At 38.1% G+C, this 23,347-nt stretch carries 17 protein-coding genes; 12 read left to right on the top strand and 5 right to left on the bottom strand.

Annotation, left to right across the window (positions count from 1 at the left end; genetic code table 11):
- The first annotated feature begins 162 nt into the window (after positions 1 to 162).
- From STYK_RS06850 to STYK_RS06810, 9 genes are all read left to right on the top strand, one after another.
- Positions 163 to 2,145 carry a peptide ABC transporter substrate-binding protein gene (locus STYK_RS06850; RefSeq protein WP_261804759.1) on the top strand — a complete coding sequence of 661 codons (1,983 nt, stop codon included), beginning with the start codon at positions 163 to 165 and terminating at the stop codon, positions 2,143 to 2,145.
- Between the two features lie 117 nt (positions 2,146 to 2,262).
- Positions 2,263 to 3,429 (top strand): AI-2E family transporter, encoded by a 1,167-nt coding sequence (locus STYK_RS06845; RefSeq protein ID WP_261804758.1) that lies wholly within the window; start codon positions 2,263 to 2,265, stop codon positions 3,427 to 3,429.
- Positions 3,419 to 4,648 carry a tetratricopeptide repeat protein gene (locus STYK_RS06840; protein ID WP_261804757.1) on the top strand — a complete coding sequence of 410 codons (1,230 nt, stop codon included), beginning with the start codon at positions 3,419 to 3,421 and terminating at the stop codon, positions 4,646 to 4,648. The genes STYK_RS06845 and STYK_RS06840 overlap by 11 nt, the downstream gene beginning before the upstream one ends.
- A gap of 140 nt (positions 4,649 to 4,788) precedes the next feature.
- Positions 4,789 to 5,430, top strand: a complete 642-nt coding sequence (locus tag STYK_RS06835) for an amino acid ABC transporter permease (protein WP_261804756.1) — start codon at positions 4,789 to 4,791, stop codon at positions 5,428 to 5,430.
- 9 nt (positions 5,431 to 5,439) lie between these two features.
- Complete coding sequence (locus STYK_RS06830) at positions 5,440 to 6,069, top strand: amino acid ABC transporter ATP-binding protein (protein WP_261804755.1); 630 nt, start codon at positions 5,440 to 5,442, stop codon at positions 6,067 to 6,069.
- A 9-nt stretch (positions 6,070 to 6,078) separates the two neighbouring features.
- Positions 6,079 to 6,918, top strand: coding sequence for an amino acid ABC transporter substrate-binding protein (locus STYK_RS06825; RefSeq protein WP_261804754.1), 840 nt, complete (start codon positions 6,079 to 6,081; stop codon positions 6,916 to 6,918).
- 458 nt (positions 6,919 to 7,376) lie between these two features.
- On the top strand, positions 7,377 to 8,189 hold the full coding sequence (locus STYK_RS06820; protein ID WP_261804753.1) for a YSIRK-type signal peptide-containing protein: 813 nt from the start codon (positions 7,377 to 7,379) through the stop codon (positions 8,187 to 8,189).
- Positions 8,170 to 10,674, top strand: a complete 2,505-nt coding sequence (locus STYK_RS06815) for a mucin-binding protein (protein ID WP_261804752.1) — start codon at positions 8,170 to 8,172, stop codon at positions 10,672 to 10,674. The genes STYK_RS06820 and STYK_RS06815 overlap by 20 nt, the downstream gene beginning before the upstream one ends.
- Before the next feature lie 177 nt (positions 10,675 to 10,851).
- Positions 10,852 to 16,362, top strand: a complete 5,511-nt coding sequence (locus tag STYK_RS06810) for a Rib/alpha-like domain-containing protein (protein ID WP_261804751.1) — start codon at positions 10,852 to 10,854, stop codon at positions 16,360 to 16,362.
- 110 nt (positions 16,363 to 16,472) lie between these two features.
- Here STYK_RS06810 and lysS read toward each other — a convergent pair whose 3' ends face one another.
- The 5 genes from lysS to STYK_RS06785 form a co-directional block, all read right to left on the bottom strand.
- On the bottom strand, positions 16,473 to 17,963 hold the full coding sequence (lysS, locus tag STYK_RS06805; protein WP_000102448.1) for a lysine--tRNA ligase: 1,491 nt from the start codon (positions 17,961 to 17,963) through the stop codon (positions 16,473 to 16,475).
- A 137-nt stretch (positions 17,964 to 18,100) separates the two neighbouring features.
- On the bottom strand, positions 18,101 to 18,718 hold the full coding sequence (locus STYK_RS06800) for a histidine phosphatase family protein (protein WP_261804750.1): 618 nt from the start codon (positions 18,716 to 18,718) through the stop codon (positions 18,101 to 18,103).
- On the bottom strand, positions 18,718 to 19,200 hold the full coding sequence (locus STYK_RS06795; protein ID WP_050278930.1) for an aminoacyl-tRNA deacylase: 483 nt from the start codon (positions 19,198 to 19,200) through the stop codon (positions 18,718 to 18,720). The genes STYK_RS06800 and STYK_RS06795 overlap by 1 nt, the downstream gene beginning before the upstream one ends.
- Complete coding sequence (locus tag STYK_RS06790) at positions 19,200 to 20,042, bottom strand: DUF368 domain-containing protein (RefSeq protein ID WP_112443626.1); 843 nt, start codon at positions 20,040 to 20,042, stop codon at positions 19,200 to 19,202. The genes STYK_RS06795 and STYK_RS06790 overlap by 1 nt, the downstream gene beginning before the upstream one ends.
- 94 nt (positions 20,043 to 20,136) lie before the next feature.
- The gene (locus tag STYK_RS06785) at positions 20,137 to 20,937 is read right to left on the bottom strand and encodes a glycoside hydrolase family 25 protein (RefSeq protein WP_261804749.1); all 801 of its coding nucleotides are present in this window, start codon (positions 20,935 to 20,937) and stop codon (positions 20,137 to 20,139) included.
- Positions 20,938 to 21,082: 145 nt separating this feature from the next.
- Here STYK_RS06785 and glmU point away from each other — a divergent pair, with 145 nt between their 5' ends.
- The 3 genes from glmU to macP are packed head-to-tail and all read left to right on the top strand — an operon-like array spanning position 21,083 to position 23,340.
- A complete protein-coding gene (gene glmU / locus STYK_RS06780) occupies positions 21,083 to 22,462 on the top strand; it encodes a bifunctional UDP-N-acetylglucosamine diphosphorylase/glucosamine-1-phosphate N-acetyltransferase GlmU (protein ID WP_261804748.1) in 1,380 nt (459 codons plus the stop codon).
- 9 nt (positions 22,463 to 22,471) lie between these two features.
- Positions 22,472 to 23,017: an NUDIX hydrolase gene (locus tag STYK_RS06775; protein ID WP_033688949.1), complete on the top strand. Its 546-nt coding sequence runs from the start codon at positions 22,472 to 22,474 to the stop codon at positions 23,015 to 23,017.
- Between the two features lie 11 nt (positions 23,018 to 23,028).
- On the top strand, positions 23,029 to 23,340 hold the full coding sequence (gene macP / locus STYK_RS06770) for a cell wall synthase accessory phosphoprotein MacP (RefSeq protein ID WP_049544049.1): 312 nt from the start codon (positions 23,029 to 23,031) through the stop codon (positions 23,338 to 23,340).
- The last annotated feature ends 7 nt before the right edge of the window (positions 23,341 to 23,347 follow it).

Genomic DNA, 23,347 nt, shown 5'->3' with positions numbered 1-23,347 from the left:
TCTATATAAAGATAAGACTATTATATCACAAAAAATGTAGTTGAAGGAATTCTATAACATAGATATAAATATAATAAAATATTAAATCAAACTTGATTTTGTATTGATTTCCTTTTGAAAAGTGCTATAATAATCTTATACAAATTGCAAAGGAGTTTGTTTATGAAAAAACGTGTTTTCCTAGCAGCAGGAGTTGCTGTACTTTCGGCTGCTGTCCTAGCAGCGTGTTCATCTGGTAATGCTAATAAAGAAGCAAATAAGCCAGTTACTTATGCCTATGTATTTTCATCAGATCCTTCGACTCTGGATTATACAGTTTCAGGAAATGTCAGCACTAAACAGGTCACAGGTAACGTTATTGACGGTTTACTTGAAAATGACCAATATGGAAATCTGGTTCCATCAGTTGCAGAAGATTGGACTGTTTCCAAAGATGGTTTGACCTATACCTATAAAATCCGTCAGGGTGTAAAATGGTATACCAACGAGGGGGAAGAGTATGGTGAAGTCAAGGCTCAAGACTTTGTAACTGGTCTGAAACACGCAGCAGATAAGAAATCACAGGCTCTTTATCTCGTACAGGATTCTATCAAAGGATTGGATGACTATGTAAATGGGAAAACAACGGATTTTTCTACTGTTGGTGTAAAAGCAACTGACGATTATACTGTTGTTTATACTTTGAATCATCCAGAGTCTTTCTGGAATTCAAAAACAACAATGGGAGTCCTTGCACCAGTCAATGAAGACTTTTTAGCTTCTAAAGGAGATGACTTTGGTAAACCAACTGATGTAACGAGTATTCTATACAATGGGCCTTATCTCCTCAAAGGTCTTACATCTAAGTCTTCTATCGAAATGACCAAAAATCAAAACTACTGGGATAAACAAAATGTCTTTATTGATGATATCAAGTTATCCTTCTTTGATGGTCAAGATGCAGACTCTCTAGGTCGCGGTTTTGATGAGGGACACTATCCAGCTGCACCACTCTTTAAAAACTCTGCTAACTATGAACGTCTAAAAGAAAAATACAAGGATAATATTGTGTATGGTCAACAGCGTGGAGGAGTTTTTTATATCTCAACCAATATCGATCGTGTAAATTACAATCACACTGCTAAAACAAGTGATGCAGAAAAAACATCTACTAAGAAAGCCTTGTTAAACAAAGATTTCCGTCAAGCCTTGACTTTTGCGGTAGATCGTAAAGCAGGGATCTCTCAAGTATTTGGTGATGAAGTAGGACCTCGTAAGTTACGGACAAGTTTCACTCCTCCAACATTTGTTCAAGTAGGAGATCAAACATTTGGTCAAGTTACTAAGACAGAATTGGATAAATTGGATAACGTCTGGAAAGATGTTAGTCTTGATGATGCCCAAGATTCACTTCATAATGTAGACAAGGCTAAGGCTAAGTTTGAATCTGCTAAGAAAACTCTGCAAGCTGATGGAGTACAGTTCCCAATTCATTTAGATTTGCCAATTTCTTCATCAAATCCAGATTTTATTCGTCAGGTTCAGTCTTATAAACAATCCATTGAGGAAGCCTTAGGCTCTGAAAATGTAGTTGTTGATATTCAACAAGTTTCTAATGACGAATTGGGAAGTATGACTACTCTAGCTACTTCCAATGCAAATACTGACTGGGATATTAATGCAGTCAGTGGTTGGACTCCAGACTTTGCAGATCCATCGACTTATCTAGATGTATTTGATCCAACTTCAGGTCCAAGTCTCCTAAGTGCTCTTGGTGTGGCACCAGGAACAGACAATCCAGTTATTAAAACAGTTGGATTGGATAAATACAAAGAACTGATTGATGATGCAAATAGTGAGAAAACAGACCTTCAAAAACGTTATACCAAATATGCTAAGGCCCAAGCTTGGTTGTCAGATAGTGCACTTGTTACTCCAGTATACTCTGATGGTGCTCAAATGCTAGTGACGAAAGTGGTTCCTGGCAGTGGTGCCGGTGGCTGGGTAGGTGACAAGACTAGTGAAAATAGCTACAAATATCTGAAAATTCAAGATAAGATTGTCACTACTAAAGAAATGGATGAGTTCCGCAAGAAATTTGCTGATGAAAAAGCTAAATCCAATGCTGATTATCAGAAAAACTTAGACCGTCATATTCAAGACTAATCGAATCTCCTCTTTTGAGGAGATTTTTTATGTAGTGGTCTTCATGTAAGCACTTTAAAAAAGAGTTATTTTGTTTCAAAAATGGTATAATGGGAGAACAATAGAAAGGAAGTATTTATGGAGCAAAAAGAGAAACATTTTAGCCTATCTTGGTTTTTTAAGTGGTTTTTGGATAACAAGGCCATTACGGTATTTTTGGTAACTTTATTATTGGGACTGAATCTTTTTATTTTAAGTAAGATTAGTTTTCTATTTTCACCTGTTTTAGACTTTTTGGCAGTTGTGATGTTGCCAGTCATTCTATCTGGTTTGCTATATTATTTATTAAATCCTATTGTTGATTGGATGGAAAAACGCAAAATCAATCGTGTTATCGCAATCAGTATTGTCTTTGTCATCATCGCTCTCTTTATCATTTGGGGATTGGCAGTAGCTATTCCAAATCTGCAACGTCAGGTTTTAAGTTTTGCAAGGAATGTTCCAGTCTACCTGGAAGATGCTGATCGCGTTATTGATGATTTGGTAACCAAACGTTTGCCAGATGATTTCAGGCCTCAGTTAGAGCAAGTGTTGACAAACTTCTCAAGTCAGGCTACAGTTTGGGCAAGTAAGGTTTCTTCTCAGGCAGTTAACTGGGTGAGTGCCTTTATTAGCGGGGCATCTCAAGTGATTGTTGCTTTGATTATTGTTCCTTTCATGCTCTTTTATCTCTTGCGTGATGGGAAAGGATTGCGTCACTATTTGACCCAATTTATGCCGACGAAATTGAAAGAACCTGTTGGACAAGTTCTATCAGATGTGAATCAACAGTTGTCCAACTATGTTCGAGGGCAAGTAACAGTAGCTATTATTGTAGCAGTAATGTTTATTATCTTCTTCAAGATTATCGGTCTACGTTATGCGGTTACGCTGGGTGTTACTGCTGGTATTTTAAATTTGGTTCCTTATCTTGGTAGCTTCCTAGCCATGCTTCCTGCCCTAGTATTGGGCTTGATTGCTGGGCCAGTCATGCTTTTGAAAGTAGTGATTGTCTTTATCGTAGAACAAACTATTGAAGGACGGTTTGTCTCTCCATTGATTTTGGGAAGTCAATTAAACATCCACCCTATTAATGTTCTCTTTGTTTTGTTAACTTCAGGATCCATGTTTGGTATCTGGGGAGTCTTGCTCGGTATTCCTGTTTATGCTTCTGCTAAGGTTGTCATTTCAGCCATTTTCGAATGGTATAAGGTAGTTAGTGGTTTATATGAACTAGAAGGAGAGGAAGTAAAGAGTGAACAATAGTCAACAGATGTTACAGGCTTTGGAAGAGCAAGATTTAGTTAAGGCAGAACATTATTTCGTCAAAGCTTTAGAAAATGATCCAAGTGACCTTCTGTATGAGTTGGCAACTTATCTTGAAGGGATTGGTTTTTATCCTCAGGCTAAGGACATTTACCTGAAAATCTTAGAGGACTTTCCAGAGGTAAATCTTAATCTGGCAGCTATTGCTAGCGAAGATGGTCAAATCGAAGAAGCCTTTGCCTATCTAGAGGAAATACAAACTGACAGTGACTGGTATGTTTCAGCTTTGGCTCTTAAGGCAGACCTTTACCAGATGGAAGGTTTGACAGATGTAGCGCGTGAAAAATTGCTGGAGGCATTGAGTTATTCAGAGGATCCTCTCTTGATATTGGGCTTGGCAGAGTTGGATAGTGAGTTGGAAAATTACCAAGAGGCTATTCAAGGCTATGCTCAGTTAGATAATCGTACTATTTATGAGCAAACGGGTATTTCTACCTATCAACGGATTGGCTTTGCCTATGCCCAGTTAGGGAAATTTGAAACAGCTACAGAGTTTTTAGAAAAAGCCCTGGAGTTAGAATACGATGACCTAACAGCTTTTGAATTGGCTAGTCTTTACTTTGACCGAGAAGAATACCAAAAGGCCGTCCTCTACTTTAAGCAGCTTGATACCATTTCTCCTGACTTTGAAGGCTATGAGTATGGCTATAGTCAGGCCTTACATAAGGAGCATCAAGTTCAAGAAGCCCTGAGTATCGCTAAGCAAGGCTTGGAGAAAAATCCCTTTGAAACTCGTCTCTTGCTGGCTGCTTCACAATTTTCTTATGAATTACATGATGCTAGTGGTGCAGAAAACTACCTCCTTACTGCCAAAGAAGACGCTGAGGATACAGAAGAAATCTTACTCCGTCTAGCCACTATCTATCTAGAGCAGGAGCGTTATGAAGACATTCTAGATTTACAAAGTGAGGAGCCAGAAAATCTTTTGACCAAGTGGATGATTGCTCGTTCTTATCAAGAAATGGACGATTTGGATACTGCTTACGACCTTTACCAAGAGTTGGCAGGAGATTTGAAGGACAATCCCGAATTTCTGGAACACTATATCTATCTCTTGCGTGAATTGGGCTACTTTGAGGAAGCAAAAGTCAATGCTCAAGCTTACTTAAAACTGGTTCCAGATGATGTGCAAATGCAAGAACTATTTGAGAGATTGTAAGAATATATTTTTAAAAACTGTATCTAATCATTTTTGATAGATATAGTTTTTCTTTTTTAAAGAGAATTTTTTTACAAAATTTCTTGGTTATTTTGTTTATTTATGCTATAATAGGAACAATTATTTTTAGGAGGTGCAGTATGTCTTATTTGTTTGAGATATTACCGAGTTTATTGAGCGGTGCAAGCATGACTTTGCAGGTATTTGCACTGGTCTTGATTTTTTCTATTCCCTTGGGCGTTTTGATTGCCTTTGCCTTGCAAGTCCATTGGAAGCTCCTCCATCATCTGATTAATATTTATATCTGGATTATGCGAGGCACACCCTTGCTCTTGCAATTGATTTTTATTTATTATGTGCTTCCAAGTATTGGGATTCGTTTGGACCGTCTTCCTGCGGCCATCATTGCCTTTGTTCTCAATTATGCGGCTTACTTTGCTGAAATCTTTCGTGGGGGAATTGATACCATTCCTAAAGGTCAATATGAGGCTGCTAAGGTCTTGAAGTTCAGTCATTTTGACACAGTGCGCTATATTATTTTGCCTCAGGTGACTAAAATTGTTCTTCCTAGCGTATTTAACGAAGTCATGAGTTTGGTCAAAGATACTTCTCTGGTCTACGCTCTAGGAATTTCAGACCTTATCTTGGCTAGTCGTACAGCTGCAAACCGTGATGCTAGTCTGGTTCCTATGTTCTTAGCAGGAACCATTTACTTGATTTTGATTGGTATTGTGACCATCCTTGCCAAAAAAGTTGAGAAGAAGTACAGTTACTATAGATAGGAGGTTACCATGTTAGAATTACGAAATATCAATAAGGGATTTGGTGAAAAGCAAATTTTGTCCAATTTCAGTCTAAAAATTCCTGAAAAGCAAATCCTGGCTATCGTAGGACCTTCTGGTGGAGGTAAGACAACTCTCTTGCGTATGCTTGCAGGTCTTGAAACCATTGATTCAGGGCAAATCTTTTATAATGGAGAACCTTTAGAATTGGATGAACTGGAGAAGAGGAATCTACTAGGATTTGTATTTCAAGATTTTCAACTGTTTCCTCATTTATCAGTTCTAGACAATTTGACCTTATCGCCCGTAAAAACCATGGGAATGAAGCAGGAAGAGGCTGAGCAGAAGGCGCGAGGTCTCTTGGAGCAATTGGGACTGGCAGGGCACACAGACGCCTATCCATTCTCATTATCAGGTGGGCAAAAGCAACGGGTGGCCTTGGCGCGTGCTATGATGATTGACCCAGAAATCATTGGCTACGATGAACCAACTTCTGCCCTGGATCCAGAATTACGCTTGGAAGTGGAAAAACTAATCTTGCAAAATAGGGAACTTGGGATGACGCAGATTGTCGTTACCCACGATTTACAATTCGCTGAAAATATTGCGGATCAAATTCTCAAGGTTGAGCCCAAGTAGGAGGTGCCGATGACTAATAAGAAAATTTCTTTGGTATTGGTTGCGCTCCTGACTCTCTTTTTAACAGCTTGTACTCAGAAGGCTAGTGATCCAAAGCAGGATAACTGGGATAAGTATCAAGAGCAGGATACCATTACTATTGGTTTTGATAATACTTTTGTCCCCATGGGATTTGAAGAAAAGAATGGCCAATATACAGGCTTTGATATTGATTTAGCACAAGCTGTCTCTGAAAAATTAGGTTTTAAGGTTCAATTTCAACCAATCGACTGGGATATGAAGGAGACAGAACTGCAAAATGGAACCATAGATGCCATTTGGAATGGCTATTCTGCCACTGATGAACGCCGAGAGAAAGTTTCCTTTAGCATTCCTTATATGGAAAATCAGCAAGTTCTGGTTACGAAGAAAGGCCAGCAGATTCATTCAGTAGAGGATATGAAGGATAAGACCTTGGGAGCCCAAGCAGGTTCCTCTGGTTATTTAGACTTTGAAGCCCAGCCAGATTTACTGAAAAATCGTGTCAAAGATCAGAAGGCTAATCAGTACCAGAGTTTTAATGAGGCCTTGATTGACTTGAAAAATGATCGGATTGATGCCTTGTTGATTGACCGAGTGTATGCTAATTACTACCTCCAGTCTGAGGGGATATTAAATGACTACAATGTCTTTTCAGCAGGATTTGAAAGTGAATCTTTTGCGGTCGGAGTTAGACCTGCTGACAAAAGATTACTACAAGCTTTAAACCAAGCCTTTGTTCAACTTTACCAAGAAGGCAAGTTCCAAGAAATCAGCCAAAAATGGTTTGGAGAAGATGTGGCAACAAAAGAAGTAAAAGAAGGAAAATAAAATCAATAGCAATCCTAGTTTTGTTTTTAAAACTGGGCTTTGTTTTTTTATAGATTTTATTTTATAAAGCTATAGCAACTTCTAAATTTTTTAGCTATTTTGGGTAGATCTTGTGCATCTAGCTTCATTCTGTAATCCCTTATCTATAGCTAAAACTCAATGAAGACGTAATAAAAAATATTAGAAAATTCCTTTTTATAATCAAATCATATAAACAATCAAATAATATAGAAAATCTCTAAAGTAATATAAATTTTATTTTTTGTAAGGGCTTACCACAAATAAGAGCTTATGAAATTACTGTAGCGACTATACCTGAAATTGCTTGATTTCTTGTTTTAAAAAGAGTATAATAAGTTATAATCTTTTAAAATATACAAAAATATTTTAGGGGGGGCTTTTTATTTAGCTTCCTTAAGTATATTAACCGATAGTTATCGGGAAAAAGGAGTAAGAAAATGTTTAAACCCAAAGTGCGTCATGTTCGCCAATCGCAAGTGGAGAAATTCACACGTTACAGTATCCGTAAGGTTAGTTTTGGTGCGGCTAGTGTGGCTGTAGCTACTGGTTTGTTTTTCCTTGGTGGAGGAAGTGTCCAAGCAGCTGAACCAGTAACTAATCCAGAGTCTACAGAAGTTCAAAATCTAAATGGTAAGTCCCCAGACCCCTCTAAGGAAGTTGCTGAACAAGTATCTGCTACTGCTGAAGTGGCCGATGGACAAAATAATACTTCTGTAAAAGAATCTGCTACTGACAAACAAGCCAGTGAAGTTGAAACTCCAACTGTAGTGACAGAAAAAGCTGATATTAATACCACATCGTTAGAAGATTTAGTGGCTAAAGTTGAAAGTCGATTAAGTCAATTAACTGAAGGTAAGAAAACAAAATCAGTCATTGATGATGCTAAAAATTTGGTTCATAAAGCAAAAGAACTTTTGAACGATGATACAAAAACACAGGCAAAAGTTGCTGCACTTGCTAAACAACTTTCAAGTAGCCTTGTCATTTTAAACAGTATCAAATCAGAAGTAACTGAAGAAGAAAAAGTAAACAAGAACCAAGATCCAAGGAATGGACAAGTTATCCCAGGTAAAGGGGAAAGTGGGTTTAGAGAGGCTGCCTCTACAACAAATCCAATTATTCCGGCCAAAGAAGGCCCAACGAATAATAATAAACTAGGTTCAGGAAATAATCCAAAGGATGGTGTTTTTGAGAGTGCAAAAAACCAATTTGGAGATATTGATTTCACTAATGCAACAGAAAAAAAATAAAACAGTTAATAAACAATGGTCTAGAAGCACAGCATCTCAAGGTGGAGATACAAAAATCTTAGGAAGCGTAACTTATAATTGGAAAGAAAAGGAAATAACTGCTACTGAGGCAAACAATAATAATGCCTTAAATGGTTGGAAAATTGAAGGTGGAGAAAAAGTAGTAGCAGTTAAACCTGAAGCGCCAACAAATGCTCCAGCGAATCGACCTGCAGAATTTGCTGCTAAACCTTCTAAAGTATATGATTTAAATGGGAAAGTTCACCCTAATGAAAATGAAACTCCAGCACCTGATCATCCACTTGGAGTGAATGCTACAAATCAAAACTACGCTAACGGTGTCAATCATTCTGGTATGGTAGGTACACACAGTTTGCCTAAAGGCTACTATCTAGAACTCGGGAAAAAAGGGACAAAAATTTTTAAAGAATACTCTGTAAATGGAAATTCTAGAGTTATGTTAAGTGCCATTACTGGTGGAGCCTATGGTAATGCTGGAACTGCTGGTACCGGTGAAAGATTAAAAATTACAGTTTATGACGAAAAAGGTAATAAAATTTCTAGTATAAGAGATGACCAAGGAATAGGAACAAAATATGAAAGTGAACATATATCAACTCCTACTGGATCAGGAGGAAATGGAGATGGTTGGTCAGAATACCGTGCTATTTACGAGATACCTCAAGATGTAAAGAAAATTAAGGTTGAAATAGAAGCGTTAGATGACGGTACAGCGATTAATAAATCATATTTAACAAAGACAAATAGTACCGTAACAGATGGTTATTTTGTTGGGGCTGTTAATTTAGCTGTTGGATCAGGAGCTGAATTAACGACAGATGTAAAAACTAATCGAGTATCTGGGAAATATGGGGAAGATAATCTTTATAAAGCAAAACAAGAAGGGACCCTAGATATTACCGTTAAAAGTGTTGGTGGAGTTCGTCACTATGGTTTTGCTGAAACAGAAGTGGATATCCCAGAAGGTGTAGAATTACCAGATACTGTTAAAAAACCATCAGACTGGGTTTGGTTTGGAGGAGTTCCCGTTGCATCAAAAAATATTTCTTGGGATGAATCCACTAGAAAATTAAGAATTAAGTATCAAACTTCAGGGAATAATGCTGGTGTTAATCCGTATATTGGAATTGGTTCTAATAAAGGTAATAATGACGGTACTCGTAATTTAAGTATCCCATTTAAGACAGCTGATAATTATAAAGGAACGGCTACTTTTAAAGTAAGAACATTTTTACCAAATGGATTAAGTGATGGACAAGATAACCAAGCTTTAAATACTGGAGATGTTTCAAATGCTGATGGTAAATATCATCCAGTAGTTAATGGACTTAGAAATAGTGATAATCCAGAATACTACTACAATAAAACGATTTATATTGACTCTACAAAACCAGTTACACCTACTATAGAAGCCGTTCATACAGATGGTGTAAAAGGTGAAGGAAAGGATACGAATCAACCTAAAAAATTACTGATTTCTGTTCCAGAAGATGAAACAGGTGTTACAAATGAAGCTCGTGAAAAACAAGATTTAATTGCCAATGACAAAAACAACAATAAGCATACCTTGACGGATGGAGAGGCTGCTACGAAAGTAGATAGAATTAATCATGCCATCGGAGGAGTGACATCATTAAAAGTTACTTTACCAAATGGAACTGCACCGATTACCCTAACGAAAAAAGCAGATGGTTGGTATAACGGTTCTGAAAAGGTAAATGAAGTAGATGGAAAATTAGTATTACCATTACCTGAAACTGTTAACTTAGATGAAGCGAGCGATAGTACAAATCCAGACAAACGAATTAAAGTAACTGTTTATGATAAAGCAGGAAATGAATCAGAACCTGCATATGGAGAAGTGAAAAATGAAGCTCCAACAGTTGCTGTTCAGAATTCTGATTTATATGTGTATAAAACAAAAGAAGCCGATAAGTGGACAAATGAAAAAGTATTAGAAAAAGCTGTTCCATCGGCAACGGACTTAGAAGATGATCGTGATGGAGTGGACTCTACTAAACCAAGAATTGCCGTCAGTGATGCTGGTAACCTAAATACAACAGTTGTAGGTACGTATCCAGTAAAAGTACAATCAACAGATAGTGAAGGTAAAAAATCTACCGAAACAACTGTGAATGTTCATGTTTTAGATTTAATTACGGTAGATCCTACGGTAACTACAGATCCGACTGATCCTAGTTCAACTTCTCCAGTTTCTCCAAAAACTGAAGGAACACCTGTTAAAGATGGAGATACAAATCGAGGAACTTATCCTTCTGGTGTAACACGTGAAGACTTAGTAAAAGAAGTAACACGTACAATTAAGTATTTAAAAGAAGCGGATAAAGATAAAGTAGATGCTCAACCAATTGAAGCGGATAAGGTCGATAAAATTCAAAAAGTAACTTATAAACGTACTGCAACGGTTAACCCAGAAACGAAGGAAGTAACGTATTCTGATTGAACAGTTTATGAAGGTGCAGATAAATTAACAGATGCAACAGTTGATGGCACAAAAGGTAAGTTTAATGAAGTCCCTTCTCCTGTAGTAAATAGTTATTTATTAGTAGATAATGAGGATAAAATCGTTCCTGCAAAAGAAGCACCTACGCCAACTTCAACTGGTCTTGTCACTCCAGAAGTGAAGAAAGTTCTTTATAAAGAAATTGGATCATTTGTTCCAACTTATCCAAATGGTAAGAAACCAAATGATGCGCCAGAAAAAATTCATTATCCAAATCATCCAACAGATCCAAGCAAACCAGGAGATTTTGGAACAATTACCATTCCTTATGTACCAGGTTATACACCAGTGTATAATGGAGTAGAATTAACACCGAAAAATCCAAATAATCCTAAGGAAGGATACAAAGTTCCAGACGGATTTAATCCAGCAGATAACTTTGGGAATTCAGAGATTACTTATACTCCTTCTAATCAGAAAGCAACAGTAGTCATTGAGAAAAAGGTTGATAGTGGCACAAATGAAGTTGTTCAAAGTTACGAATTAACAGGTAAATCTGGTGAAGAATTACCAACCAATACGGACATTGAAAATAAAATTAAAGAATTGAAAAATAAAGGGTACGAAGTTGAAAGTGATGGCTACCATACAGCAGACAATCATCATCCAACTTTTGATGACCAAGAAGATGTGAACCCAACTGATGGAACTTCGACACCTTCTCAAACGTTTAAAGTAGTTGTAAAACCTAGAATTATTGAAGTACCTGTTACAACACCTCATGAAAAAGATACACCTGTAGATCCAAATGGAGAAAATCCAGATTTGAAATGGCCTGATGGCTTGACAGAGACTGATTTGAAAACAACAGCTAAACGTGTAATTTCATATGTGAAGAAAGAATCTGACACTGCTACAGAAGAAAAAGCGAAGGATTCTACTGAACAAGTAGTTACATTTACAAGAAAAGCAAAAGTAAATCTTGTCGATAAAACAGTCGAATATACAGATTGGGAAGCACCAAATAAAACATGGGATAAAGTAGAAGTTGAAACAGTAACAGGCTATATTGCAGATAAGAAAGAAGTTGCTGCAAAAGAAGTTCCTACCCCTACAAAAGATACAAAAGTCATTCCTGATGAAGCTGAAAAAGTGACTTATACGAAAATTGGAAGTTGGACTCCAATTAATCCGACAACAGGTTTAGAAGAAGCTCCAATTCCATTCCCTAATGATCCAAAAGATCCAACCAAAACTGGGGAAATCACACAAATTATCCCTCATAAAGATGGTTATACTCCAAAAGATGGGAGCGGAAATCCGTTAACACCAATTGATCCAGATCATTTAGATAAAGGATATCATCCACCAAAAATTACGGATCCAAAAGCAAATATCAAGATTACCTATGATAAAGACGATCAAAAAGCAAAAGTTAAATTCGTTTCTGTAGATCCAAAAACTCAAACAGAAACTGAGTTGACTGACCATGCCTTAACTCTAACTGGAAAATCAGGCGAAACCATTTCTGAAAGTGATGTACAAACTCATATCGATGTTTTGAAATCTATGGGATATGATATTGTCGACAATCCATTTGATAGAGACCCAGTATTTGATACTAAGAAAGATAATGATGACAACATCACTCAAGAGTTTACAATTAAAGTTCAACCACGTGTATCAACTGCAAAAACAGTATATGTAGTTGAAGGGGATAAGCCATCTGCAGAAAAAGTAGTAGGAGCTGTTACACCTGGTAAGGACGGTAAAGTCACCAATCCTGATATTAGCAACATTTCTACTGATGGTAAAGCAGGTCAGGAAATTAAAGTTCCAGTAACGGTTACTTATGGGGCAAATCAATTTAAACGGGATGAACCGGTTGAAGTGACTGTTAAAGTTCTTCCAAAACCAGTTCCTAAAGGCGTTACAGTCTTAAACGGTACATCGAATGAGAAATTAATCGATGCGATTCGCGAAAATGTTAATAAAGCAATTTCTGGACTAACAAATGTTCCTGAAGGGGTAACTCCATTTGTAACAGATGATGCGATTGTTACTCCAAAAACTGATAAAAATGGACCACAAACTCCAGTTACTGTTACAGTTAAATACAGAGATAAGGCTACTGGAAAAGTTATTGATGACATTTCAGTTAACGTGGATGTTCCAGTAAATGTAGTTGGTTCAACTACAACATCTAAAGTTGTATTTGAGGGAGATGAATTGACTGCTAAGGATATAACAGATGCGGTCACTCCAGGGGAAAATGGAACCAAAGGTGAGCCTAAAGATTTAGCTAAAGATATTACAGCTAAATCAGGTGTCAAAGAAGTAACTGTGCCGGTGACTTATACGGATCAAAATGGAGAAACTTTAACAGAGCCAGTAAAAGTTAAAGTAACAGTTCTTCCAAAACCAACACCGAAAGGTATTATTGTTGCTAAAGATAGCGATAAGGAAAAAGCAAAAGAAAAAGCTCTTGCCAAAGCGAAAGAAGCTATTGCAGATGCTACTTTCAAAGGAAAACTTCCTGAAAATGTTACCAATGTAAGTATTGATGAAAATGTTGCAAGTCCAGATTTGTCAGATGATACGGATGTAAATGTGACTGTGAAATATACAGTTGATGGAGAAGAAAAAAGAACGATTGTTAAAGTTCCTGTTACTGTTGTAGAGGGAGTTCCACAAATTGTTCCAGTGGATGAAAACAATAAACAACCAAATCCAGAAAACAGTATTGATAAAACGGAATACCCAGAAGGTTCAACATTTGAATATGATCCAAAATCTCCAGTGGATACTACAAAACCGGGTGATTACACAGTCAATGTCATTGTCAAAGATAAAGAAGGTAATCCTATTGCAGAAGTTCCTGCAACTGTACGAGTTGTTGAAAGCTATCCACAATTTGTCCCAGTAGATAAGGATAACAAACAACCAGCTGTTGAAGGAAGTATTGACCCTAAAGCATTCCCTAAAGAGACAGAGTTTTCTTATGAAACTCCAGTAGATACAACAACACCAGGCGAAAAAGATGTTGTTGTAGTAGCAAAAATTGGAGATAAAGTCATTGCGAAAATACCTGCAAAAGTAATGGTAGTGGAACCTAAAACACAATACGTACCAGTAGATAAAAATAACAAACAACCAGATGCATCTAAGAGTATTGATCCTGAACAATATCCAGATGGAATAAAATTCAACTATAAAAATCCAGTAGATACAACAACACCAGGCGAAAAAGATGTTATTGTAGAAGCAAAAGACGGGGAAGATAAACTTGTTGAAGTTCCTGCTAAAGTTAAAGTAGTGGAAGGTAAAGAACAATTAATTCCTGTAAATCCAACTGAAAAACCACAAGCAAGAGATAACATTACTCCAAGTGATTATCCAGAAGATTCAACATTTGAATACAAAGTTCCAGAAGGACAAAAAGAACCATTTGATGCAACAACTGTTGGAGATAAACCTGTAACGGTAGTTGTAAAAGATAAGAATGGAAAAGTTTTAGTTGAAGTTCCTGCAACGATTAAAGTGGTGGAAGCTAAACCGAAACCAATCGAAACACCAGTAACAAATACACCTTTAACAAAAGAGGATATTGCCAAATATGTTAAAGTACCAGAAGGTGGAAAAGTAACCAATGTAGAAAATATTCCAGATTTGACAACTCCAGGTGAGAAAGATCCAGTTAAAGTCACTGTAGAATTACCAAATGGAAAAGTGATTACTGTTGACGTTCCAGTTAATGTAACTCCAGTTAAGGAAATTGAAACGCCAGTTACGAATACTCCGTTAACGCCAGAGGATTATACAAAAGGAATCACGATTCCAGAAGGTGGCAAGGTAACAAATGTTGAGAACATTCCAGACTTGACAACTCCAGGTAAGAAAGATCCAGTTAAGGTAACAGTTGAATTACCAAATGGAAAAGTGATTACTGTTGACGTTCCAGTTAATGTAACGCCAGTTAAGGAAATTGAAACTCCAGTAACGAATACTCCGTTAACGCCAGAGGATTACACCAAAGGAATTAAAATTCCAGAGGGTGGCAAGGTCACAAATGTTGAAAACATTCCAGATTTGACAACTCCAGGTAAGAAGGATCCAGTTAAAGTAACGGTTGAATTATCAAATGGAAAAGTGATTACTGTTGACGTTCCAGTTAATGTAACTCCAGTTAAGGAAATTGAAACGCCAGTAACGAATACTCCGTTAACGCCAGAGGATTATACAAAAGGAATCACGATTCCAGAAGGTGGCAAGGTAACAAATGTTGAGAACATTCCAGACTTGACAACTCCAGGTAAGAAAGATCCAGTTAAGGTAACAGTTGAATTACCAAATGGAAAAACAATAACTGTAGATGTTCCAGTTAACGTAACTCCAGTTAAGGAAATTGAAACGCCAGTTACGAATACTCCATTAATGCCAGAGGACTACACCAAAGGAATTAAAATTCCAGAAGGTGGAAAAGTAACGGGAGTCACAAACATTCCAGATTTGACAACTCCAGGTAAGAAAGATCCAGTTAAGGTAACAGTTGAATTACCAAATGGAAAAACAATAACAGTAGATGTTCCTGTAAATGTAACACCAGCTACAGGAATTGAAACACCTGTCACAGATACTCCATTAACAAAAGAAGATATTGAAAAACATGTGAAGGTTCCAGAAGGTGGTAAAATTGTTGAAGTAGGCAAAATTCCAGAAGTAAATACTCCTGGAGATAAAGGTACAGTCAAAGTTAAAATTGAACTTCCTAATGGTAAACAAATAGAAGTAGAGGTTCCTGTCAAGGTAACGCCTATCAAAGATATTGTTAAGAAACTTGGTGATCCAATTACAAATGAGGATGTTGAAAAACATATTCAAATACCAGAAGGTGGAAAAATCATTAGTATTGGGGATAAACCATCTACAGATGTACCAGGAGAAAGACCAAGTATTCCAGTAGTAATTGAATTACCAGGAGGAAAACGTGTTACAGTCAAAGTTCCGGTCATTGTTACTCCGAAAACAACACCGATTGTTGTTGAAGTTGGAACACCGATTACTGAAGTTGATGTGAAAAAACATGTAGACCTTCCTGAAGGATGGAAGATTACGAAAGTGGGCGAAATTCCAAAAACAAATACACCTGGTGACAAACCATCTGTAACAGTAGAATTAGAGTTACCAGACGGACGTAAAGTGACTGTAGAAGTTCCTGTGAAAGTTACTCCTAAATCTAATCATGGTGATGGTCAAGGTAATAATCAAGGTAACAATGGTAGTTCAACTACTCATATCGTAACACGTTACCAAGATGGTGATGGTAAAGAAATTTCTCCAGAGGAGAATGGTAGCCATGGACCTAAGACTGTAGAAGGTTATGAATATACTGGCACCAAGACAGATAAAAATGGCAATGTGATTCATACCTATAAGAAAGTAGCTATCCCAACTCGTTCTGAGCAACCTGTTTCGCCAGTTCGTCCTTCAAATCCAGAAAAACCAGTAGCTACTCCAGTTCAGACAAGTTCTACAGATTCTAAACAAGTAGCTGAAACAACCGTATCCAATGATAAGAAGGAATTACCAAATACTGGTACAGAAGATAAGGCTGGTCTAGCTAGTCTTGGATTTCTTGGAATGTTGGGTGCATTCGGACTTGTAGCCCGTAAGAAAAAAGAAGACTAAAAAGAAACTGTCTTTCTAAAATCCGATAGAAAAATAGACTGAGGTGAAAACTTCAGTCTATTTCTTTTGGTTATGAAAAAATCCCCTGACAAGAGTCAGAGGATAAGAGCTTATTTCATTGTTGGGAAGAGCAATACATCACGTATAGTAGTTGTGTCGGTGAGGAGCATGCAGAGACGGTCGATACCGATTCCCAAACCACCTGTTGGAGGCATACCGTATTCAAGGGCTTCGATGTAGTCGTAGTCGATACCTGTCGCTTCATCGTCACCAAGTTCTTTGGCTTTAGCTTGGGCTTCAAAGCGACTAAGCTGGTCGATTGGATCGTTCAACTCAGTAAAGGCATTACCGTACTCCTTAGTCATGATGAAGAGTTCAAAACGGTCAGTAAAGCGTTGGTCTTCAGGATTCTTCTTAGCGAGTGGAGATACAGCTACTGGATGTCCATAGACAAAGGTTGGTTGGATTAAAGTTTCTTCAACAAACTCTTCAAAGAAGGCATTGATGATGTGACCAACCTCAGTGTAGTGTTTCTCAACTGGAACTTTCTTCTCAGCAGCGATAGCTTTAGCTTCTTCCAAAGTCATGTCTTGCCAGAAATCGACACCAGTAATTTCTTTGATAGCATCCACCATGTGAACACGTTTAAATGGTTCATTGATTTTGATTTCAGTACCTTGATAGTTAACTGGGCCATCGCCTTTAACAGCTTTAGCAGCGTGTTGGATAATGCCCTCCGTCAAGTCCATGATATCTTGGAAGTCAGCATAAGCTTGGTAAACTTCGATAGAAGTGAACTCAGGGTTATGAGTAGCATCCATTCCTTCGTTACGGAAAATACGACCAATTTCATAGACACGTTCCATACCACCAACGATAAGGCGTTTCAAGTGAAGCTCAGTCGCGATACGAAGCACCATGTCAATGTTTTGGGCATTGTGGTGGGTGATAAATGGACGGGCAGCAGCACCACCAGCTTCATTATGAAGAACAGGTGTTTCCACTTCAAGGAAACCTTTTTGGTCAAGGTAACGACGGATTTCAGAAATGATTTTTGAACGAGTGACAAAGCGCTCAAAGCTTTCCCGGTTAGAAATCAAGTCAAGGTAACGTTTACGGTAAATTGTTTCAACGTCTGTCAAACCGTGGAATTTCTCTGGTAGAGGACGGAGAGCCTTGGATAAGTGTGTGATGTGAGTTGCTTTGATAGAGAGTTCTCCCATATCTGTACGCATGACTTCACCTTCGACACCAAGGAAGTCACCAAGGTCTGCTTTTTTGAAGATTTCGTAGTTTTCTTCACCGACAGCATCCTTACGAACGTAGATCTGGATTTGACCTTCGCGGTCTTGAAGGTGGGCAAATCCTACTTTACCTTTACCACGTTTGGTTACCAAGCGTCCTGCGATAGTAGCTGTTTCGTTTTTATCGTGTAATTGTTCTTTATCGAGGTCGGCATATTTATCTTTTAATTCTTGTGAATTTGCAGTACGTTCAAAACGTTTTCCGAAAGGATCGATTCCTTGTTCACGGAGCGCAGCCATTTTTTCACGGCGAACGATCTGCTGGTCATTTAGTTCTTCCATATGTTCTGTTGACATGGGATCCTCCTAGTTTTACTCAAAATTGAATACGATGAGTCATTTTTTGCGATACTCCCATTTTATCATAAATAACCAAGAAATTCACGAATAATCTTTCAAAACTAAAAAGAACTTGACGCTACAATCAAGTTCTGTTATTGATAGGAAGTATCATTCCAAGTATTGAGAGTAAATGTTTCAAAATCATGGGTTTCTAGAATGGTCAGGCTGGCATTTGCTAGACCTCCATCTTTACGAAGAAGTGGTTCTTTATAACCTAGAAGAGTACGAAGACTGGCAGTAAGATTGGCGCCGTGTCCGACAATTAGAATACGCTCAGCTGGACTATCTTTTAATGATTTGATAAATTGGATGGTCCGTTGCGTGGTGCTATAGAGGGACTCTGCTCCAAACATTTGAGTGTCAAATTGAGCAAGGTTAGATCGGAAAGCTTTGATTTGTTGCGGGTAAATAGATTCCAAGGTTGCAATTTTCAAACCTTCTAACTTCCCCAGCTGCCATTCACGGAGATTAGAAACACTTTCTAAAGGACAGGGTGTCTTGAGTTGACTTTGGATAATCTCAGCAGATTTGACCGCTCGAGGTAAATCACTTGAATAAATCTGATCGAAAGGAACATCCTTGAGATACTGCCCTAGTTGTTTTAGGGTGTCAATAGATTCAGGAAGAAGGGGAGAATCTCCGCTAGCACCTTGAAAGCGTCCTTCTTGGTTCCAGACTGTACGACCGTGGCGGACAAAGTAGAGTTTCATTACTTACTGTCCTCCAAGATATCTGCAAAGTCAGCTTTTACAAAGCTAGCCAAGTCTTGTGGTGCGACGATAATGCTGTGACCAACTTCTCCAGCAGAGACAATCATTTGATCCAAGTCTAGAGCGATCTTATCGATAAAAATGGGGTAATTGTGTTTCTGACGAATTCCGACAGGATTATTGGCTCCATGAATGTAACCAGTTGTTTTTTCCAAGTCCTTTTGTGGAATCATGCTCACTTTTTTATTGCCAGAAATTTTGGCTAATTTCTTTTCAGACAAGTGTTGAGTGATGGGCACAATTCCGATAATCGGTCCTGTTTTATCTCCCAAAAGAGCCAAGGTTTTGAAAATCTGATCTCGTTCATAACCTTGAGGAAGCTCTCCTTCTAGGGCATTGATTTGAATCCCCTGATGTGGGATACCTGCTTTAGACAGGATTTGTTCTACCAATGTTTTTTTGATTTTAACTTTTTTTGCCATTATTTATACTTATCCTCCAATTGGCTCATCCAAATACCAAGCCAAATTCCCAACGCAAAGAAGAAGGCGATGATGACATACCCGACAAGTGAAAGTCCTGTGTATTGGATACTCTCAGCGTTTCCTACATTTGGAATCAAGATCAAAAGGGTGCTTGATAGGACGATACCGATGATGAAATGATAGACTCGTGAGTGGTGGTTATTTAAGGCATAATCCATCAATTTTGAAAAAACGATGAGAGTTGCACCTGCCCCAATTCCAATCGGAAAGAAGGTTCCCAAGAGGTCAAAGGTTTTAAAACCAGTCAACATAGGAGCATAGAGGCCCAAAATCAAAAGTAGATTTGATGGACTGAGGCCAGGAACCAATACGCCAAGAGCCAGCAGTGCACCTGCTAGGACGAAATTAAGAAAGCTAGCACTTAAGGTTCCAACGACAAAATTTAAGGCATAGAGTCCTAAACCAGAAATGATAAAGGTTATCCAGAACCAAGCTAAATCAATCTTGTCTCGGTCAGATTCTCGAGTTGATTCCTTGAGTAGGCTAGGAACAGTACCAATGATAGCCCCCGCAAAGCTCCATAAGACAAAGACCTGATAATTTTCAAGCAGGTATTCAATCGGATAAGAAAATAGGCCAATTCCCAGAAGCATACCGATGGCAACTGGAATAAAGTATAAAACATTTTCTTTAAAGTCTTTAAAAGGATGAGCCAGAAAGCCAATCATTCGTTCGTAAATGCCTAAGATTGCTGCTAGAACCCCTCCGGAAATTCCCGGTAGAATAAATCCAAGAGCAATCACAATCCCTTTAATAATACGTGCTAACCATGAGAGCATATAGTTCCTCCAACTATTTCTATTTCAAAAAATCCTTACTATATTGTATCACAATCAAACACAAAAAGAAAAAGCAAATGATAAACAAATGCTTTTAAGGTTTTAAAAAGAGTTTTCTAAAGGTTTCTTCTTTGTTTTTTAAGGGAGAGATGACGTTGATATCCAAATCGTGGTCAAAGCCGGCAATTTTTCCTTTAGATGTGTATTGGTGAATATCATAATCTAAGTCAGTTTTAGGACTGCTCTCCAAAAATCCTGAGTTAGAGCCGTAGGACGGAATCCAAACAGAGGTAAACTTGCCTGTATCAATACTATGTTCTTCCATGAAGTAGACCCCAACGTAGATGCCGATGTTTTTAGCACCTAGTGATGCTAGTTTTGCTCGAAAGGCTTCAACACCCTCGTTCATATTGGACATGGTTTTGTCTTCTACGTCTAGCCAATAGTAACTAGGGCTGTAAGGAGAGGCAGCATTGTAGAAAACTTCAGCGACTTTTTCCATTTCTTGGACACTTTTTCCAGCTACATAAGCGTAGACCCCAACGGGGACATTCCGCTTTTGAAGTTCAGTGATATGACTCTTATAGGCCTTGTCTATTCCATTGATAAAGGAAGCATCATTTTCTTTTGTCGTTTGAGCACCACTGTGAACACGAACAATAGCGCCTGAAATATTTTGTGAGAGGGCATCGTAGTTGATTTCCTCAGGACGCTGCCAGCCAGAGAGGTCAATAATCGGTTTGTCTAAGTGTTTCAAAGCCTGTGCTTCAATCTGCGCTATGTTGGATTTTGTTTTAAAAGATTGGTTGTCATTAAGTGGGCGATTGATGATTAAAATGAACATCATAATCCCAAAAAAACCAAATAAAATAAGTGGATGAATTTGTTTTCTCATATCTCATAATTTTACCCTAAAAATCAAAAAAAATACTCAAAAAATGGGTTAAGGAAAGGACTTGGGAGCATTTTTTCATTCAAGGGCGTGGAATGATTTGAAATATGGTATAATAAAAGGGAATTTCTAGAGAAAAGAGAAGATTATGTCAAATTATGCCATTATTTTAGCAGCGGGTAAAGGGACTCGCATGAAATCTGATTTGCCAAAAGTTTTGCACAAGGTTGCGGGTATTTCTATGTTGGAACATGTTTTCCGTAGTGTGGGAGCTATCCAACCTGAAAAGACAGTCACAGTTGTAGGACACAAGGCAGAATTGGTTGAAGAGGTCTTGGCTGGACAGACAGAATTTGTGACTCAATCTGAACAGTTGGGTACTGGCCATGCAGTTATGATGACGGAGCCAATCTTAGAAGATTTGTCAGGTCACACTTTGGTCATTGCTGGAGATACTCCTTTAATCACAGGTGAAAGCTTGAAAAACTTGATTGATTTCCACATCAATCATAAAAATGTGGCTACTATCTTGACTGCTGAAACAGATAATCCTTTTGGCTATGGACGAATTGTGCGTAATGACAATGCTGAAGTTCTTCGCATTGTTGAGCAGAAGGATGCTACAGATTTTGAAAAACAAATCAAGGAAATCAACACTGGAACTTACGTTTTTGATAACGAGCGTTTATTTGAGGCTTTGAAAAATATCAATACCAATAATGCTCAAGGAGAATACTATATTACAGATGTCATTGGCATTTTCCGTGAAGCTGGTGAAAAAGTTGGCGCTTATACTTTGAAAGATTTTGATGAAAGTCTTGGGGTAAATGACCGTGTGGCTCTTGCGACTGCTGAGTCGGTTATGCGTCGTCGCATCAATCATCAGCATATGGTCAATGGAGTTAGCTTTGTCAATCCAGAAGCAACTTATATCGATATTGATGTTGAGATTGCGCCTGAAGTTCAAATCGAAGCCAATGTTACCTTGAAGGGGCAAACGAAAATTGGTGCTGAGACTGTTTTGACAAACGGTACTTATGTAGTGGATAGCACTATCGGAGCAGGAGCTGTTATTACCAACTCTATGATTGAGGAAAGCAGTGTTGCAGATGGTGTGACTGTCGGACCTTACGCCCACATTCGTCCAGGTTCAAGTCTAGCTTCCCAAGTCCATATTGGAAACTTTGTTGAAGTTAAAGGCTCTTCTATTGGAGAGAATACCAAGGCTGGACATTTGACTTATATCGGCAACTGTGAAGTGGGTAGCAAGGTTAATTTTGGTGCAGGAACTATTACAGTTAACTATGATGGTAAAAACAAATACAAGACAGTCATCGGTAACAATGTCTTTGTTGGTTCAAATTCAACCATTATTGCACCAGTAGAACTTGGTGACAATTCCCTCGTTGGTGCTGGTTCAACTATTACTAAAGATGTTCCAGCAGATGCGATTGCGATTGGTCGTGGTCGTCAGGTCAATAAAGATGAATATGCAACTCGCCTTCCTCATCATCCTAAGAATCAGTAGGAGCCTATCATGGAATTTGAAGAAAAAACGCTTAGCCGAAAAGAAATCTATCAAGGACCAATTTTTAAACTGGTTCAAGATCAGGTTGAATTACCAGAAGGCAAGGGAACTGCCCAACGCGATTTGATTTTCCACAATGGAGCTGTCTGCGTTTTGGCAGTAACGGATGAACAAAAACTTATCTTGGTCAAGCAGTACCGCAAAGCTATCGAGGCTGTCTCTTACGAAATTCCAGCAGGAAAGTTGGAAGTAGGAGAGAATACAGACCCTGTGGCAGCAGCCCTTCGTGAACTGGAGGAAGAAACAGCCTATACAGGGAAATTAGAACTCTTGTACGATTTTTACTCAGCCATTGGCTTTTGTAATGAAAAGTTAAAACTATACCTAGCAAGCGATTTGACAAAGGTAGAAAATCCGCGTCCGCAGGATGAGGATGAGACCTTGGAGGTACTTGAAGTGAGCTTAGAGGAAGCCAAGGAATTGATCCAATCAGGTCATATCTGTGATGCTAAGACAATTATGGCTGTTCAGTATTGGGAATTGCAGAAAAAATAGAGGAGGTCAGTATGGGTAAACCTTTATTAACGGATGAAATGATTGAAAGAGCTAATAGAGGCGAAAAGATTTCAGGTCCTCCTTTGCTAGATGATGAGGAGACAAAAATTTTACCAACCTCTTCTTCCCATTTTGGTTATGCCAATCCTAAGGATCATGGTTTTAGCCAGGAAACCTTGAAGATTCAGGTCGAACCGTCTATTCATAAAAGCCGTCGCATTGAAAATACCAAGAGAAATGTCTTCAATTCTAAGTTGAATAAGATTTTATTTGCAGTCATCTTTCTCTTAATTTTGCTTGTCTTAGCAATGAAACTTTTGTAATAGAAAA

Source organism: Streptococcus toyakuensis, assembly GCF_024346585.1.
GTDB classification, from domain to species: Bacteria; Bacillota; Bacilli; order Lactobacillales; family Streptococcaceae; genus Streptococcus; species Streptococcus toyakuensis.
The sequence above is the reverse complement of the archived record's forward strand: the minus strand, read 5'-3'. Positions and strand labels throughout refer to the sequence as shown.